13 protein-coding genes are annotated in these 15,957 nt (G+C 70.9%); 9 read left to right on the forward strand and 4 right to left on the reverse strand.

Annotated elements, in window-relative coordinates; genetic code table 11:
- Positions 1–171 precede the first annotated feature (171 nt).
- A complete protein-coding gene (locus ACYQ1K_RS01160; protein WP_459980605.1) occupies positions 172–1,431 on the reverse strand; it encodes an MFS transporter in 1,260 nt (419 codons plus the stop codon).
- 82 nt (positions 1,432–1,513) lie between these two features.
- Here ACYQ1K_RS01160 and ACYQ1K_RS01165 point away from each other — a divergent pair, with 82 nt between their 5' ends.
- The 3 genes from ACYQ1K_RS01165 to ACYQ1K_RS01175 all read left to right on the forward strand — a co-directional run bounded on the left by ACYQ1K_RS01165 (position 1,514) and on the right by ACYQ1K_RS01175 (position 4,926).
- Positions 1,514–2,086, forward strand: coding sequence for a helix-turn-helix domain-containing protein (locus ACYQ1K_RS01165; protein WP_459980606.1), 573 nt, complete (start codon positions 1,514–1,516; stop codon positions 2,084–2,086).
- Positions 2,087–2,095: 9 nt separating this feature from the next.
- Positions 2,096–2,452: a sterol carrier family protein gene (locus ACYQ1K_RS01170; protein ID WP_459980608.1), complete on the forward strand. Its 357-nt coding sequence runs from the start codon at positions 2,096–2,098 to the stop codon at positions 2,450–2,452.
- 62 nt (positions 2,453–2,514) lie between these two features.
- Entirely contained in the window at positions 2,515–4,926 is a 2,412-nt protein-coding gene (locus ACYQ1K_RS01175) for a phosphoketolase family protein (protein WP_459980610.1), read from the forward strand.
- Positions 4,927–5,146: 220 nt separating this feature from the next.
- Here the strand turns inward: ACYQ1K_RS01175 and ACYQ1K_RS01180 are convergent, their stop codons facing one another.
- Positions 5,147–6,259, reverse strand: coding sequence for an acetate/propionate family kinase (locus tag ACYQ1K_RS01180; protein ID WP_459980612.1), 1,113 nt, complete (start codon positions 6,257–6,259; stop codon positions 5,147–5,149).
- Between the two features lie 36 nt (positions 6,260–6,295).
- Here ACYQ1K_RS01180 and ACYQ1K_RS01185 point away from each other — a divergent pair, with 36 nt between their 5' ends.
- Positions 6,296–7,645: a dipeptidase gene (locus tag ACYQ1K_RS01185; RefSeq protein WP_459980613.1), complete on the forward strand. Its 1,350-nt coding sequence runs from the start codon at positions 6,296–6,298 to the stop codon at positions 7,643–7,645.
- Positions 7,646–7,890: 245 nt separating this feature from the next.
- Here ACYQ1K_RS01185 and ACYQ1K_RS01190 read toward each other — a convergent pair whose 3' ends face one another.
- Positions 7,891–9,675, reverse strand: coding sequence for a sensor histidine kinase (locus ACYQ1K_RS01190; RefSeq protein ID WP_459980614.1), 1,785 nt, complete (start codon positions 9,673–9,675; stop codon positions 7,891–7,893).
- A gap of 334 nt (positions 9,676–10,009) precedes the next feature.
- Between ACYQ1K_RS01190 and purF the strand changes: the two genes are divergently transcribed.
- From purF to ACYQ1K_RS01205, 3 genes are all read left to right on the forward strand, one after another.
- Entirely contained in the window at positions 10,010–11,470 is a 1,461-nt protein-coding gene (gene purF, locus ACYQ1K_RS01195; RefSeq protein ID WP_459980616.1) for an amidophosphoribosyltransferase, read from the forward strand.
- Positions 11,471–11,523: 53 nt separating this feature from the next.
- Positions 11,524–12,585, forward strand: coding sequence for a phosphoribosylformylglycinamidine cyclo-ligase (gene purM, locus ACYQ1K_RS01200; RefSeq protein ID WP_459980617.1), 1,062 nt, complete (start codon positions 11,524–11,526; stop codon positions 12,583–12,585).
- Positions 12,586–12,758: 173 nt separating this feature from the next.
- Positions 12,759–12,935: a DUF3073 domain-containing protein gene (locus ACYQ1K_RS01205; protein WP_344041462.1), complete on the forward strand. Its 177-nt coding sequence runs from the start codon at positions 12,759–12,761 to the stop codon at positions 12,933–12,935.
- A gap of 3 nt (positions 12,936–12,938) precedes the next feature.
- Here ACYQ1K_RS01205 and ACYQ1K_RS01210 read toward each other — a convergent pair whose 3' ends face one another.
- Positions 12,939–14,261, reverse strand: coding sequence for a hypothetical protein (locus tag ACYQ1K_RS01210; RefSeq protein ID WP_459980619.1), 1,323 nt, complete (start codon positions 14,259–14,261; stop codon positions 12,939–12,941).
- A gap of 1,094 nt (positions 14,262–15,355) precedes the next feature.
- On the opposite strand from ACYQ1K_RS01210, the gene ACYQ1K_RS01215 reads away from it, so the two are divergent.
- Both ACYQ1K_RS01215 and ACYQ1K_RS01220 read left to right on the forward strand, forming a co-directional pair.
- A complete protein-coding gene (locus ACYQ1K_RS01215) occupies positions 15,356–15,559 on the forward strand; it encodes a cold-shock protein (protein ID WP_114776160.1) in 204 nt (67 codons plus the stop codon).
- A gap of 225 nt (positions 15,560–15,784) precedes the next feature.
- Entirely contained in the window at positions 15,785–15,955 is a 171-nt protein-coding gene (locus ACYQ1K_RS01220) for a hypothetical protein (protein WP_459980621.1), read from the forward strand.
- Positions 15,956–15,957: the final 2 nt, after the last annotated feature.

Below are 15,957 nucleotides of genomic sequence, written 5' to 3' on the forward strand. Positions count from 1 at the left end.
GCTAGCGAGCGTATCGAGACCCGTATCGAGACCCAGCATCCCGGGTCTCGATACGCCCTCGCCTGGCGGCTCGGGCTACTCGACCGGCGAGAGCTCGGCGGCTCGGGCTACTTGACCGGCGAGAGCTCGGCGGCTCGGGCTACTCGACCGGCGAGAGCTCGGCGGCTCGGGCTACTCGACCAGGGAGAGCTCGGCCGACCGGGCGGGTTCGGCGGGGACCCAGTCGGACGGGCGCGGGACCGACCGGACCGAGCGGGACAGGGTCGGGATCAGGGCGACAAGGGTCGTGAGCCCGACGAGCGCGAGGATCGAGTCCCGACCGCCGAGCCAGCCCAGCAGCGCGCCCGCGACCACCGGGGCCAGCGGCATCGTCAGCATCGAGGTGAACTGCATCGCCGACTGCACGCGGCCGACGAGCTCGGGGGGCGTGATCCGCATGCGGTAGGAGCTCGTGCCGGCGTTGCCGGCCGGGTTGAGCAGCAGGATGACGCCCAGCGCGGCCGCGACGACGAACGGGTCGTCGTGGGTGGCCATCGGCAGCATGAGCGGCACCATCGTCCAGGCGACCAGGATGGTCAGGCGACCGGTCGGCATCCGGTCGATGATCCACGGGGCGAACGCCGCGCCGATGATGCCGCAGAGCCCGCCGACCACCTCGACGACGGCGATCGTGGTGGGGGCCGTGCCGGCCTGGATGAGCCGCAGGACGGCGACGAAGAAGAGCGCGTTCATGGTCAGGTTGACCAGCGGCGACCAGGCCAGGAGCACGCGCAGGAACGGGTGGGCACAGGTGAAGCGGATGCCCTGGACCAGGTCGCGCACCGGGCGCGGTGCAGGACCGGGCGTCGGCGCCAGGTCGGTGCGGATGCGGCCGAGGAGCACCCACGCGACGGCGTACGACACCGCGTCGAAGGCGAACGGGACCCACCGCGCCAGGGCGAACAGAGCACCGCCGAGGGGCGCTCCGACCAGACCGGCGACGTGCTGGCGTGCCTGCTGCTGCGAGAGCGCGGCCGGCATGTCGTCGCCGTCGACGATCGTGCCGATGGCCGACATCTCGGCGGGGGAGAAGAGTCCGGCCGCGACCCCGGTGATCAGGGCGACCGCGAGCAGGTGGCCGATCGTGAGGATGCCGAGGGCGCCCGCGGCGACGAGCGAGGCGTAGAGCACGACGCCGATGGCGGAGGAGAGCCGCAGGACGCGGAGCCGGTCGACGCGGTCGGCGAGCACGCCCGCGGGCAGCAGCACGCCGACCATCCCGAGCAGGTACGCCGCCTCGACCGCCGCGGCCCACAGGGCCGAGTGCGTCAGCGCGAAGCCCAGCAACGGGAACACGAACGTGCTGACGCGGGAGCCGAGCTCGGAGATCGTCTGGCCGACCCAGAGGACCGTGAAGTCGTGGTTGCGGGCGAGGCTGCGGAAGCTGGACATATCCGCACCATATGGTGCGCAACACAAAGTGCGCAAGATACGTTGCGCAATAAGTCGTGCGTAATTCGCTAGGATCCCTGTCATGGCGAAGTACGACGACCCGCGCATCCTGCGTGCGATCGCCCATCCGGCGCGCAACCGGATCCTCTCCGAGCTCTACGCGAGCGGTTCGCTCCGTGCGGCCGACGTCTCGCGCCTGCTCGGCATCCCCGCCAACCAGGCGAGCTTCCACCTGCGTCAGCTCGCCAAGTACGGCCTCATCGAGGAGGCGCCGGACGAGGCCCGCGACAAGCGCGACCGGGTCTGGCGGATGGTCCCGGCCGACGGCATCTCGTTCCGCAGCCAGGACATGCTGGCCCAGCCCGGCGGTGCGGCGGCACTCGAGGTCTACCGCCACAACGCCCGGTCCTGGGGCCATCACCTCGTCGACCGCTCGATGGCCGAGGAGAAGAACGGCGAAGCCTACGTCTTCGACACCTCGCTGCGGTTCACCGACGCGGAGGTCGCGGACTACGCCGCCGATGTCGAGGCGCTCAACAAGCGCTGGCACGAGCGGACCCGGGGTCGTGACGACGGCCGCGCGACCTACTCGGTCTACCAGCTGGTCCAGCCCTACCCCGATCTCCCTGAGCTCGACGAGGGCGCGGCGCCCTAGGGTTGCGGTGTGCCCGCCCGCCTGCGACCCGCCGACCCCGCCGCGGTCGCGGACGCGCTGTCTCGCGTGACGAGGCGTGAGTCGACCAAGGACGACCTGCGACTGCTCGCCAAGCACTACCTGGCGGTGCTCGAAGCCAAGGCCCCTGGGCGCAGCGTCGAGGTCCGGGTCCCGCCGTACGCCGCCGTTCAGTGCATCGAGGGCGTGCGCCACACCCGCGGGACCCCGCCGGCGGTCATCGAGACCGACGCGGAGACCTGGATCGCGTTGGCGTCCGGTGAGCTGGCCTGGGCTGCGGCGGTGGATGACGGCCGGGTGCGGGCGAGCGGCGAGCGCACCGACCTGTCGCCGTACCTTCCCGTGTAGTCCACCGACCTCACCCGATTCGGGCCCTGTCCCGGTCGCATCGCGGCAGCAGAGTGGGCGCCATGGGAGCACTCAGCGAAGCGGACATCAAGTCACTCGACGCATGGTGGCGGGCGGCCAACTACCTCTCGGTCGGGCAGATCTATCTGCTCGACAACCCGCTGCTCGAGCGAGATCTGGCACCGGAGGACATCAAGCCCCGCCTGCTGGGCCACTGGGGCACGACCCCGGGCCTCAACCTCGTCTACACCCACCTCAACCGGCTCATCCGCGAGCGCGACGTCGACGCGATCTTCCTCGCCGGCCCGGGCCACGGTGGGCCGGCGGTGGTGGCGCAGGCCTGGCTCGAGGGCACCTACTCCGAGCTCTACCCGGAGATCTCCTACGACAAGAGGGGCATGCAGCGGCTCTTCCGGCAGTTCTCGTTCCCGGGAGGCATCCCGTCGCACGCCGCACCGGAGACGCCGGGCTCGATCCACGAGGGGGGCGAGCTTGGCTACGTCCTCTCCCATGCGTACGGCGCAGCGCTCGACAACCCCGACCTGCTGGTCGCCGCCGTGGTCGGCGACGGCGAGTTCGAGACCGGACCGCTCGCGGCGAGCTGGCACTCCAACAAGTTTCTGGACCCGGTCCACGACGGGGCCGTCCTGCCGATCCTGCATCTGAACGGCTACAAGATCGCGAACCCGACGGTGCCGGCCCGCATCCCGCGCGAGGAGCTGGTCAGTCTGCTGCGGGGCTACGGGCACGAGGTGCTCACCGTCGAGGGCGACGACCCCGTCGCCGTGCACCAGCAGCTGGCCACCGCGATGGACGCCGCCTACGACCGGATCACCGAGATCCGGCAGGCGGCGCGTACGGGCGCGAAGAGCCACGACTGGCAGCCGTGGCCGATGATCCTGCTCGTCACGCCGAAGGGCTGGACGGGCCCGCACGAGGTCGACGGCAAGCTGGTGGAGGGCACGTGGCGGGCTCACCAGGTGCCGCTGTCGGAGACCCGGGACAACGACCGGCACCGAACGCAGCTGCAGGAGTGGCTGGCGTCGTACGCCCCCGGCGAGCTCTTCACCGACACCGGCGTGCCGGTGGACGCGGTGCGCGCGCTCGCGCCGCAGGGCAGCCGCCGGATGAGCGCCAACCCGCACGCCAACGGCGGCGTCCTGCGCAAGCCGCTGGTGCTGCCCGACTTCCGTGATCACGCGGTCGAGGTGACCGAGCCCGGCGGGTCCGTGCACGAGGCCACCCGCGTCTTCGGGCAGTACCTCGTCGACGTCGTCCGCGACAATCCCGACAGCTTCCGCATCTTCGGCCCGGACGAGACCGCGTCGAACCGGCTGGATGCGGTCTACGAGGTGACTGACAAGGTCTTCCAGGGGGCGATCTGGGACGTCGACGAGCATCTGGCCCGTTCGGGTCGGGTCATGGAGATCCTGTCCGAGCACACCTGCCAGGGGTGGGCGGAGGGCTATCTGCTCACTGGGCGGCACGGGCTGTTCAGCTGCTATGAGGCCTTCATCCACCTGGTCGACTCGATGTTCAACCAGCACGCCAAGTGGCTCAAGACCACCCGGGAGATCGGTTGGCGCGCCGACATCTCCAGCCTCAACTACCTGCTCACCAGCCACGTGTGGCGCCAGGACCACAACGGGCTCAGCCACCAGGACCCCGGGTTCATCGACCATGTCATCAACAAGAAGGCCGAAGTCGTCCGGGTCTACCTGCCCCCGGACACCAACACGCTGCTCTCGACGATGCAGCACTGCCTGGCCTCCAGCCACTACGTCAATGTCGTCGTGAGCGGGAAGCAGCCGGCGTTCGACTGGCTGAGCGCCGATGAGGCCGACCTGCACTGTGCGCGGGGCTTGGGGATCTGGGACTGGGCGTCGAACGACGACTCCGGCGCCGGCGGCGAGCCCGACGTGGTCATCGCCGCAGCCGGCGATGTGCCCACGCTCGAGGCACTGGCCGCGGTGTCGCTGCTGCGCGAGCACCTGCCTGACGTCAAGGTCCGCTTCATCAACGTCGTGGACCTGATGCGCCTGCAGGACGACACCGAGCACCCGCACGGCCTGCCCCACGCCGAGTTCGACGGTCTGTTCACCACCGACAAGCCGGTGATCTTCGCCTACCACGGCTATCCGTGGCTCATCCACCGGCTGACCTACCGCCGCACCAACCACGCCAACCTGCATGTGCGCGGCTACAAGGAGGAGGGCACCACGACGACGCCCTTCGACATGGTGATGATGAACGACCTCGACCGCTACCACCTCGTCATGGACGTCATCGACCGCGTGCCCGGGCTGGGGCAGTCCGCCGCCGCCGTCCGCCAGCTCATGGTCGACACCCGCCGCCGTGCCCGGCAGTGGACCCGGGACCACGGCGACGACCTGTCCGAGGTGCGCGACTGGACGTGGACGGGCACCGTCGAGCCGCACCGGTCCCCGTCGGCCGACACGTCCGCGGACTTCTGACGCCGAGCCTCGGGTTGTTGTCGGTCGAGCCCCGGGTTGTTGTCGGTCGAGCCTCGGGTTGTTGTCGGTCGAGCCTCGGGTCGTTGTCCGCCGAGCCCCGGGTTGTTGTCGGTCGAGCCTCGGCTTGTTGAACAACAACCCGAGGTTCGGGGCACGACAACCCGGGGTTCGGGGCACGACAACCCGGGGTTCGGCTGGCAACAACCCGGGGTTCGCGTGCCTACAGGACGGCGGCGACCTGGCGGGCGATCTCGAGCTCCTCGTCGGTCGGCACCACGAGCACCTGGACGGGCGCGCCAGGGGCGGAGATCTCCCGCGGGCCGTCCGTCGGAGCCTCGTTGCGGACGGGGTCGAGCGTGAGACCGAGGGCACTCAGACCGGCGAGGGCCGCCGCTCGCACGGGCGCTGCATGCTCGCCGACGCCGCCGGTGAAGACCAGCTGGTCGGCCCCGCCGAGGACGGCCAGGTAGGCGCCGACGTACTTGCGCAGCCGGTGGGCGTAGACGTCGAGCGCGAGCCGGGCCGCGGGGTCCCCGTCGCCGGCCGCGGCGAGGAGGTCGCGCATGTCGTGACGCCCGGCCAGCCCCTGGAGGCCGAAGCGGTGCTGCAGCAGGTCCTCGAGCTCGTCGACGGAGAGGCCGGCGCGGAGCAGGTGCAGGAGTACGCCGGGGTCGAGGTCGCCCGCGCGCGTGCCCATGACGAGCCCCTCGAGCGGGGTGAGGCCCATCGACGTGTCGACCGGCCGCCCCGAGCGCAGTGCGGCGACGGAGGCACCGTTGCCGAGATGCAGCACGATCTGGCGCAGGCCGTCGAGAGGGCGACCGGCGAAGCGCGCCGCCGCGTCGGAGACGAACCGGTGGGAGGTGCCGTGGGCGCCGTACCTCCTGATGCCGTGCTTCTGGGCGAGTGAGGCGTCGATCGCATAGGTGGCGGAGGCGGCCGGCAGTCCGGCGAAGAAGGCCGTGTCGAAGACAGCGACATGCGGGACGTCGGGGAGCTCCTTCCGGGCGGCACGCATGCCCGCGACTGCGGGCGGGTTGTGCAGCGGCGCGAACCGGGCCAGGTCCTCGATGGCAGTGACGACCTCGTCGGTCAGGAGGACCGGCTCGGTGAAGTCGGGACCGCCGTGCACGACTCGATGGCCCACAGCCGAGAGCGCGTCGCGCCCGAGACCGGCCGCGTCCAGGTCGGACTGCATGCGGGCGAGAGCAGCCCTGAAGCCCGTCTCGTCCACGCGCTCGATGAGCCCTTTGACGTGACGGGTGCCGTCGGACTCGACGACCTGGTACTTCAAGGACGACGACCCCGCGTTCAGCACCAGCACGGCCAGCATGCGGCCCACGGTAGAGCGGGTCCTACCCTGAGTGCCATGACCGTGAACCCCGCTGATCTCGGCAGCCGCGTCGACGCCGTCCTCCCCGCCCTGCTCGAGGATCTGAAGGATCTCGTCCGGATCCAGTCCGTGAGCGCCGACCCGGAGCGGCTGGGCGAGGTCGAGAAGAGCGCCGAGCGGACGCTCGAGCTGTTTGCGGCTGAAGGCGTCGACGCCCGGATCGTGCGGGCCTTCGAGGGCGCTCCGCCTGCGGTCGTCGGCGAGAAGCGCGGACCGGCCGGCGCGCCGACGGTGCTGCTCTACGCCCACCACGACGTGCAGCCTGAGAACGACCCGGCCGACTGGGACTCCGCGCCGTTCGAGCCCACGATCCGCGGCGACCGGCTCTACGGCCGCGGCGCCGCCGACGACAAGGCCGGCATCGCCACCCACCTCGGCGCCCTCCGGGCGCTCGGCGACGATCTGCCCGTGACCGTCCGGCTCTTCATCGAGGGTGAGGAGGAGGTCGCCTCGGCGACGCTTCCGCAGCTGTTGGCGCAGTATCAGGAGGATCTGCGCGCCGATGTCATCGTCATCGCCGACTCCGGCAACTGGGACATCGGCGTCCCGGCGCTGACCACCAGTCTGCGAGGACTCGTCCGCGTCGACGTCGAGCTACGCACGCTTGACCATGCCGTCCACTCGGGCATGTGGGGCGGTCTCGCGCCCGACGCGATCATGGCCCTCATCCGCCTCCTCGACACCCTGTGGACCCAGGACGGTGGCCCGGCCGTCGCCGGGCTGGTCGGGGGGCCGGCGGCCGAGGTCGACTACCCCGAGGACCGGCTGCGTGCCGAGTCCGGCATCCTCGGCGGTGTCGACTGGGTCGGCGAGGGGCCCATGGTCGAGCGGATGTGGACCAAGCCGGCGATCACCGTCACCGGCTTCGACGCCCCGAAGGTCGCCGGCGCCTCCAACACGCTGAGCCCCGTCGCGCGCGCCCGCGTCACGATCCGCATCGCCCCCGGTGATACCTCCGCCAACGCGGTCGCACGGCTGGAGGAGCACCTCCGCGCGAACACCCCGTGGGGCGCCCAGGTCAGCACCACCGTGGTCGACACCGGGGAGCCGATCGCGCTGGAGGCCTCCGGCCCGGCGTACGACGCCGCCCGGAACGCCTTCACCGAGGCGTGGGACGGCACCGCGCCGATCGACATGGGCGTCGGCGGCTCGATCCCGTTCATCGCCGAGTTCCTCGAGGCCTTCCCCGGTGCGAGCGTGCTCGTCACCGGCGTCGAGGACCCCGACACCCGCGCCCACGGGCCGAACGAGGGCCTGCACCTCCCCGAGTTCGCCAAGGTCGTCCTCGCGGAGACGCTGCTCCTGCGCAACCTGGGGAAGCAGTGACCACTGGTCCTGATTTCACCAACTAGCAACGCCGAGGCGCCGCGGTGCTGCATACGTCGACCCCAGACGCCCGAGGCCGTGGGGCCGGTCTCGTCTGGACTGAGTGAAGCGAGGGAGGAACGACCGAGCGCAGCGAGGGAGGAACGACCGAGCGCAGCGAGGGAAGACGAGACCTTGAAGGCCCCATGGCACGCGCCAAAGCGAAGCGGAGGCGCAAATAGGCACAGCGCCGCGGTGCTTGCAGGCTAGCCAGCCGGTAGAAGAACTCGGAACGTGCTGCCGCGCCCCACGGCGGAGTCGACTTCGATCCGGCCACCGTGCTGGGCGACGATGCGGGCGACGATGGCCAGTCCGAGGCCGGTGCCGGGCTGTCGCCGCGCCGCGGCGTCCGCGGAGCGGAAGAACTCTGTGAAGATCAGCTCCTGGTCGGCGGGGGAGATCCCGATGCCTTCGTCGGCGACCGCGAGCTCCACGTGGTCGCCGCAGTCCCGCAGTGAGACCGAGACAGGGCCCCCGGGCGGGGTGTATTTGAGCGCGTTGCCGACGAGGTTGACGATGACCTGCTCGAGTCCGAGCGGGTCGGCGAGGATCGTCAGCGGCTGATCCGGAAGGTCGGTGCGGACCTTCGCCTCGGAGTGGGCATCGGTCTCGAGGGCGAGCTGGATGCCTGCCAGCACGTGTGCTGTCAGGTCGACGGGCTCTTGGGCGGGCGGGCTGTTGGGGTCGCTGGCCGCGAGGAGGAGCAGGTCGTCGACGATCCGCCCGAGCCGCTCGACCCCGCGTCCCATGGCCCGCAGGGCCGGGCCGACGTCCACGGCGCCGCTGAGCAGCTCCGTGCTGATCTCCAGGTTTCCGCGGATCGTGGCGATGGGGTTCTTCAGCTCGTGGGCGACGGTGGCGATGAGCCGGCTCTTATAGTCGCCGAGCTCGCGCAGCTCGGCGACGGCCTCCCGTTCCATGCGAAGCGCTCGCTGCCAGCTGAGCAGGCGACCCAGGTCGTGGCCGAGCTCTTGGGCGGCCTCGAGCTCGGCGTCGGTCCACCGCGGGGCGCCGACGGCGCGGTACAGGGCGATCGTGCCCAGGCAGGACTCGCCGACTCCGAGCGGCGCCAGCACGACGGTGTCGAATCCGGCACGCCGAAGCAGACCCTGGATCAGGGCGAGATCCTCCGCAGTGCCCTCGAAGTTGCGGGCGTGGTCGCGCGAGATGAGCCCGACGAGCTGGTGCTGCCACAGCCACGCGGTCAACCGCCGGGTGATCCGGTAGGCCCCGGGGTCGAACCGGCCGAGCGAGGGGGTCGTCTCGATGAGGACGCGCCGGTCGCCGCGCTCGAAGACGCTCGCGCGCAGGCCGGCCAGCTGGAAGGCCGTGACCAGGTCGTCGCTGACCGCGGCGAGGATCTGCTCCGGGGAGTCGCTGTCGGCTGCGCGACTGAGCAGCCGCCGTGCCGTGGCGGCGAGCCGCTGCCGCGCGACCAGCTCCTCGCGGTCGAGGGCGGTGAGGAGGACGCGCGAGGCCTGGGCGGCGTACCGCTCGAGGACGGCGCGGCGCTCCGGCCCGGGCAGACAGCCGTCCACGGGAGCGTCCAGCGACAGCATCCCGCGCAGCCGGCCCACGGCGTCGCGGACCGGGGCGATCAGCATGTCGTGGGGGTGCCACTCGGTGCCGACGTACCCGCCCTCCACCCGCCATCCGAAGTCGGGCATGTTCGAGCGGTCGTGGGGGATGTACTTCAGCAGTCCCCAGTCGTCGGCCATGGGCAGGAGGGTGTCCTCGAGCATGGCCACCGGGAAGGAGTCGTCGAGGACCGCCCTGGCGTCGACCGGGTTCCCGTCGCGGTCGAGGACGCGCTCGGCGCCGGCGACCGCGATGGGGACGACCTGCCCGTTGCGCACCACCGATATCGACGCGGCGCCGAAGCCCCCGAAGACGCACATGCTCTCCGCCGCCAGCCGGAGCGACTCGCCCATGGTCGCCTCCGACCACTCGCTGGCGCTCCAGGGGAGCGGCGCGCGGGAGAGTTGGTCCATGGTCCAGGCTTCGTCATCGGAGATGGGGGCTCCAGAGTAAAAGGGATCGCGGGGTCGGGGGAGCCGAACGGGAGGACTCGACATGATCACCTCAGCTCCTCGGGCGGCGGACCGGGAGCGAGGCGGCATGCGTGACCGAGGGCTCCAGGAGCTCGGTCGGATGGGGCATGTGCTCACCAGCGCTTCGACGGGACGGACTCTGACCTCCCGAGAAGCGGCACACGACGCCTCCGAGGCGTCTGCTCCACGCAGGCGTCGCCGCCGATGACCGACCGAGGCGGCGCGGCGCCGTGGAATCGGCGTACGTCGTGCTCCGCCCGTAGACTAGCGAATCGTGTGCGGCGTCTTCGGCGTTTGGGCCCCTGGTGAGGAAGTCTCCAAGCTCACCTACTTCGGCCTCTACTCACTGCAGCACCGAGGGCAGGAGTCGGCCGGGATCGCCGTGAGCAACGGCCGGCAGATCCTCGTCTACAAGGACATGGGACTCGTCTCCCAGGTCTTCGACGAGACGACGCTCGACTCGCTCCAGGGACACGTGGCCATCGGCCACTCGCGCTACTCCACGACGGGCGCGAGCACCTGGCAGAACGCGCAGCCGACCTTCCGCCCGTCCTCCGAGGGCTCCATCGCGCTCGGCCACAACGGCAACATCGTCAACACCCACGAGCTGCGCGACATGGTCGCCGAGCTGCCGAGCCCGAGCGACGAGCTCGACCTCCACCGCGGCGGCGCCCCCGTCTCGACCAACGACACGAGCCTGCTGACCGAGCTGCTGGCCTACCACCCCGACGGCACGCTCGAGGAGCGCGCGGTGGAGATCCTGCCCTCGGTCCGCGGCGCGTTCTGCCTGGTCTGGATGGACGAGGACACGTTGTACGCCGCACGCGACCCTCAGGGCATCCGACCCCTGGTCCTCGGCCGGCTGGACCGCGGCTGGGTGGTGGCCTCCGAGGACGCGGCCCTCGCCACGATCGGCGCCAGCGTGGTGCGCGAGATCGAGCCCGGCGAGATGGTCGTCATCAACGCCGACGGCCTGCGGTCGCGCCGGTTCGCCGAGCCCGCGCGCAAGGGCTGTGTCTTCGAGTATGTCTACCTCGCCCGCCCCGACGCGGACATCGCCGGCCGCGGGGTCCACGAGGCCCGCGTGGAGATGGGCCGGCAGCTGGCCCGCGAGTTCCCCGTCGAGGCGGACCTCGTCATGCCGGTGCCCGAGTCGGGCACGCCGGCCGCGACGGGGTATGCCGAGGAGAGCGGCATCCCGTTCGGCCAGGGGTTCGTCAAGAACGCCTACGTCGGCCGCACCTTTATCCAGCCCTCGCAGACGCTGCGCCAGCTGGGCATCCGCCTCAAGCTGAACGCGCTCGAGCACATGATCCGCGGCAAGCGCATCGTCGTCGTCGACGACTCGATCGTGCGCGGCAACACCCAGCGGGCCCAGGTGCGGATGCTGCGCGAGGCCGGAGCCCTCGAGGTCCACGTCCGCATCTCGAGCCCGCCGGTGAAGTGGCCCTGCTTCTACGGCATCGACTTCGCCACCCGGGCCGAGCTCATCGCCAACGGGCTCGACGTCGACGAGATCGCCTCCTCGATCGGCGCCGACTCGCTCGGCTACATCTCCCTCGAGGGCATGGTCGGCGCGACCGGTCAGCCGATGTCGTCGCTGTGCACGGCGTGCTTCACCGGTCAGTATCCGGTCGAGCTGCCCGACGAGAGCCTGCTCGGCAAGCACCTCCTCGAGGTCTCGCTCACCTCGCCGACGCTGAGCAAGGCCCTGCCTGTGCTCAACAACCCGTAGTTCGCTGGTCGAGTAGCGCGCAGCGCGTATCGAGACCTGGATCGAGGAGACCCATGACCAACGCCTACGCCGCCTCCGGCGTCGACATCGAGGCCGCCGACCGGGCGATCGACCTGATGAAGGAGTGGGTCGAGAAGGCCCGCCGGCCGGAGATGATCGGGGGCCTGGGCGGCTTCGCGGGGCTGTTCGACGCCTCGGCTCTGCTTCGGTTCAAGCGTCCGCTGCTGGCGACCTCGACCGACGGCGTCGGCACCAAGGTCGAGATCGCCCGCCGCATGGACGTGCACGACACCATCGGCTACGACCTGGTCGGCATGGTCGTCGACGACCTCGTCGTGTGTGGCGCCGAGCCGCTGTTCATGACCGACTACATCGCCACCGGCAAGGTCGTCCCCGAGAAGATCGCCGCGATCGTCAAGGGCATCGCCTCGGCGTGCGTCGAGGCCGGCACCGCGCTCGTCGGCGGCGAGACCGCCGAGCACCCGGGTCTGCTGGCGCCCGACGAGTACGACGTCGCCGGCGCGACGACCGGCGTCGTCGAGGCCGACGAGCTGCTCGGCTCCCACCTGGTCGCCGAGGGCGACGTGGTGATCGCGATGGCGTCGTCGGGTCTGCACTCCAACGGCTACTCGCTGGTGCGGCACGTGCTGCTCCAGCAGGGCGGCCTGAGCCTCGACGAGCACGTCGAGGAGCTCGGCCGGACGCTGGGTGAGGAGCTCCTGACCCCGACCCGGATCTACGCGAAGGCATGCCTGCGGGTCGCTCGGGAGACGGGCACGCACGCCATGTCGCACGTCACCGGAGGGGGTCTGGCGGCGAACCTCGAGCGGGTCATGCCCTCCTCGTTGACCGCGACCATCGAGCGCGGCTCCTGGACGCCCGCCCCGGTCTTCTCGCTGGTCAAGCGCGTCGGCGACGTGTCGCAGCCCGACCTGGAGGCCACCCTCAACCAGGGCGTCGGCATGGTGGCGCTCACGCCCGCCGCGGACGTCGACACGACCATCGCGCTGCTGGCGGAGGCCGGCATCCCGGCCTGGGTCGCGGGCACCGTCACGCGTGCCGGCGAGGGCGACGAGGGGCGCGTCCGGCTGGTCGGTCAGCACCCCGGTTGGTGACCGGCGCGCCGCTCGCGCGGCCCGGAGAGTGACGTTCGCAACCCGCGAACAAGTTTTCGATGCTCCCGGTTCGCGGTAACGACCTGCGAGCGGGTAGCGTTGCCCTCACGAAAACTATGTGAGACAGCCCGGGAGCCTTGGTGCCCCGGCCTAGTGCGAGGGGGCTGGACCCTATGGGGCGCGGCCGTGCGAAAGCCAAGCAGACGAAGGTCGCTCGCGACCTGAAGTACCGCACTCACGACACGGACTTGGGGGCACTCGCACGCGAGCTGCACGGCGAGTCCGGCGACAGTGAGCAGCCCGACGACCACGACGAGTGGTCGGACTACTCCGAGCGCGACACGCGCTGAGCGCTAGATCTCTTTCGCGATGATGACGGCACCGTGGGTGCCGTAGCCGGGTAGCCGGCCGGTGGCCGGCGTCCCGTCGAAGACGACCATCAGCATGCCCCCAGCCGTCGGGACGAGTGTCGGCCAGGGCAGGTTGGTCGGGTAGGGCGCGTCCAGCTCGCCGACCTGATGCAGGTCCAGATCGAAGATCGGGTACGCCGCACGGTGGCCACGGCGGTTGTCGCGCCCGTCGCTCGCCAGGACCCGCCAGGCTGACTCGCCGCTCGCGCCTGTCGGGAGCCGTGCCAGCGTCGTGCCCTCGGTGGCGCGGCGAGTGGTGACGGCGCTGCGCAGGGTGAGGGCGTCGAGGGACGGCCCGGTCGCGACGACAGGGTGGAAGTCGAAGTAGCGGCGCGCGTTGACGTAGCCGACGAGCCACTGATGCCCGTCGTGCACGAGGTGCGGGTCCCAGACCCCGACGCTGTGCAGGCCCGTCGTGGGCAGGTGCAGCGGCGCGGTGTCGACGACGTGGCGTCCGCTCAGGAGGTCCGCCGAGGAGCGGCCGAGCTCGACGTGCACGTGGTCGACCGCCGAGTCGACGAAGTCGCCCCAGGTGCTGGTCGCGACGAGCCATGCCTCGTCGTGGCGCAGCAGGTGGATCGCGTGGTCGCCGAAGACCGCGCCGTCGCGGCGGAAGAACAGGTCGCTGCAGTGGGTCAGCGCGAGCGCCGTCGGGTCCAGCTCCCACACGCTGGCATGCCCCGTGCCGAAGAAGCCCGGGCCGGCGCTCGTCGCGGAGAGCAGCAGGCGGCCGTCGGGGGAGTACGGCGTCCCGTCGGCGTTGCTGACCAGTCGGAGGTCGCGCAGGCCGAGCTGCCCGAACCCTCCGCCTCGCACGTGCCCCACCGCACCGCTGGCCCTTGCTCGCAGCTGAGCGCCCCACTCCGGGTCGGCGCTGTCCACCCGGTCGGTGAGCTCGACCTTCCCCCGGGCGGTCCACTCGCCCCCCGATCGGGTGAAGACGGTCGCCTGCGAGCCGGTCACCGTGAGGGCGAGCGCCTCGAGGTCTCCGCGGGCCCGGCCGTGGCGGCGACTGCGTGCCTGGAGGTCGTCGACCCGAAGAGCGGCGTGGCCGCGACCGTCGAGCGTGGCGGTGATCTCGTGAGCGTCAGAGGCCAGCGTGAGCTCGGCGGGTCCTTCGGTCTCGGCGACGAGGGCGACGTACGGCGCCGGCTGCGGCAGCGGCACCTCGCCCCCGCCGTCGAGCTCGACGACGTCGTGTCCGGGTGCCAGCAGGTCGACGGGCCGCACCCGCGCGACCTCCTCGAAACGCGGCAGCCCGGTCACCCTGACGAGCGTAACTGCCCACGCTCACCGCGCTGAGCAGCCCCAGGTGGCCGGGCGTTTGGTGGTGAGCGGGCGCAGATGGCCGCGCGTTTGGTGGTGAGCGGGCGCAGATGGCCGCGCGTTTGGTGGTGAGCGGGCGCAGATGGCCGCGCTGCTGGCGCTCCGCGCCGCGAGCGACCGCAGACGGCCACGGGGGTGTGTGTCGTGCGCGCGCTTGCCGGACGGTCGCCGCGCAGATCGGGCTCGACCGTCTTCGCTGCCGGCCGCCATCGGAGAGCCACTGAAGAGGCGCTGCCACTTAGTGAACCCGTTCACTAAGTGGCAGCGTCTCTTCAGTGGCGCGAGGGGGTCCGTGCTGCGAGAGGGTCCGTGCTGCGAGGGGGTCCGTGCTGCGAGGGGGTCCGTGCTGCGAGCGGATCCCCGGAGATCGTGGAGGCAGGAGTCGTCCACGCCACCGGTCCAAACCGGTGAGCGACCGCCCCTGACGCTTGCACTGCCGGGTGCCGAGTGTCGGGGCTGGGCAAGGCGGGGCAAGTCCCGGTGCGACGAGGTCCAGGTCCGACGAGATCCCGCTCCGACGAGAAGGCTGAGCCTGCGTGGGCGAGGGAGTGGTCTGGACCACCGCGGAGAAGCGGTGAGCGATCCGACGACGGCCAGGGCGCTCGCGAGCGCCACGGGGCGGCCGGCCGTTCCGGGCCCGCCGCAGCCGGCGGAGAAGCCCTCGGCGGGTGCGCTGGCGAGGCGTCGTCAGCCCCGCGTGAGCGTCGATCTGGCCCTCGTCACTGCCGTCCAGCGGCACCGCTGTAGCGCCCGCGTCACGTCCCTGTCGCACAACCTTCACGACTCCGTCTCGAAATCATGAACCGGGACTCTTCCACTACGGCGTTCGATTGGTAGTGTCTGGACTGCAACAGGTGCAAGTTCCAGCTGGTCTGACGCCTGCGGAGTTTGTGATCCAACGGCGTTTCTGCTCTGTGCTCGACCGGGGTCCGTCCCCGCGAGGGACACCACAGGTCGGAGCGACGTGTCACCGCATCTGATGTGTGGCCGTCGCTGTGGCGGTCGCTCGCCCCGACTAAGGAGTAGAAGAGCACATGGCTCAGGGCACCGTTAAGTGGTTCAACGCCGAGAAGGGTTTCGGTTTCATCGCGCAGGAGAACGGCGGCGACGACGTCTTCGTTCACTACTCGGCGATCCAGACCAACGGCTACAAGTCCCTCGACGAGAACCAGAAGGTCGAGTTCGACGTCACCCAGGGCCCGAAGGGCCCGCAGGCGGAGAACGTTCGTCCGCTCTGATCTGACGCCGTCGCCGGCTGAGGCCGGCCACGCGGTCAACGAGGCCCCGTCCCGCATTGCGGGGCGGGGCCTCTGCACGCTGGTGGACCCCGCCGTACGCCGCTTGAGGTAAAGGAGGGGCCCTCCCGACCCCAAAGCGGGAATCCGTTGGTGTTTCGACCTACGCTTGTCTGGGTAGACACACCGGGTCGGCTCGGTGTCCGACGCGCACGGGTGGGAGGTGACATGCACGACCAGTTCGACGTGTCCCTCGAGGACGGCGATCTGCTGCGCGAGGTCGAGCTCACCACCAACCTGATCATCGCAGCGAGCGAGTCCGAGGACCGTCTGAGCACCGAGGAGATCGACGAGATCCTCGGGGTCGTGCCGCGCGCCCGCGACGGCGAGGGGCACTAGCG

It is taken from the genome of Nocardioides sp. AN3, assembly GCF_054653495.1.

Bases quoted from the DNA above. Each gene is read 5' to 3' on its own strand.
- ACYQ1K_RS01160 (WP_459980605.1), bottom strand. From the start codon at position 1,431: ATGTCCAGCTTCCGCAGCCTCGCCCGCAACCACGACTTCACGGTCCTC.
- ACYQ1K_RS01165 (WP_459980606.1), top strand. From the start codon at position 1,514: ATGGCGAAGTACGACGACCCGCGCATCCTGCGTGCGATCGCCCATCCG.
- ACYQ1K_RS01175 (WP_459980610.1), top strand. From the start codon at position 2,515: ATGGGAGCACTCAGCGAAGCGGACATCAAGTCACTCGACGCATGGTGG.
- ACYQ1K_RS01180 (WP_459980612.1), bottom strand. From the start codon at position 6,259: ATGCTGGCCGTGCTGGTGCTGAACGCGGGGTCGTCGTCCTTGAAGTAC.
- ACYQ1K_RS01185 (WP_459980613.1), top strand. From the start codon at position 6,296: ATGACCGTGAACCCCGCTGATCTCGGCAGCCGCGTCGACGCCGTCCTC.
- ACYQ1K_RS01190 (WP_459980614.1), bottom strand. From the start codon at position 9,675: ATGGACCAACTCTCCCGCGCGCCGCTCCCCTGGAGCGCCAGCGAGTGG.
- purM (WP_459980617.1), top strand. From the start codon at position 11,524: ATGACCAACGCCTACGCCGCCTCCGGCGTCGACATCGAGGCCGCCGAC.
- ACYQ1K_RS01205 (WP_344041462.1), top strand. From the start codon at position 12,759: ATGGGGCGCGGCCGTGCGAAAGCCAAGCAGACGAAGGTCGCTCGCGAC.
- ACYQ1K_RS01215 (WP_114776160.1), top strand. From the start codon at position 15,356: ATGGCTCAGGGCACCGTTAAGTGGTTCAACGCCGAGAAGGGTTTCGGT.
- ACYQ1K_RS01220 (WP_459980621.1), top strand. From the start codon at position 15,785: ATGCACGACCAGTTCGACGTGTCCCTCGAGGACGGCGATCTGCTGCGC.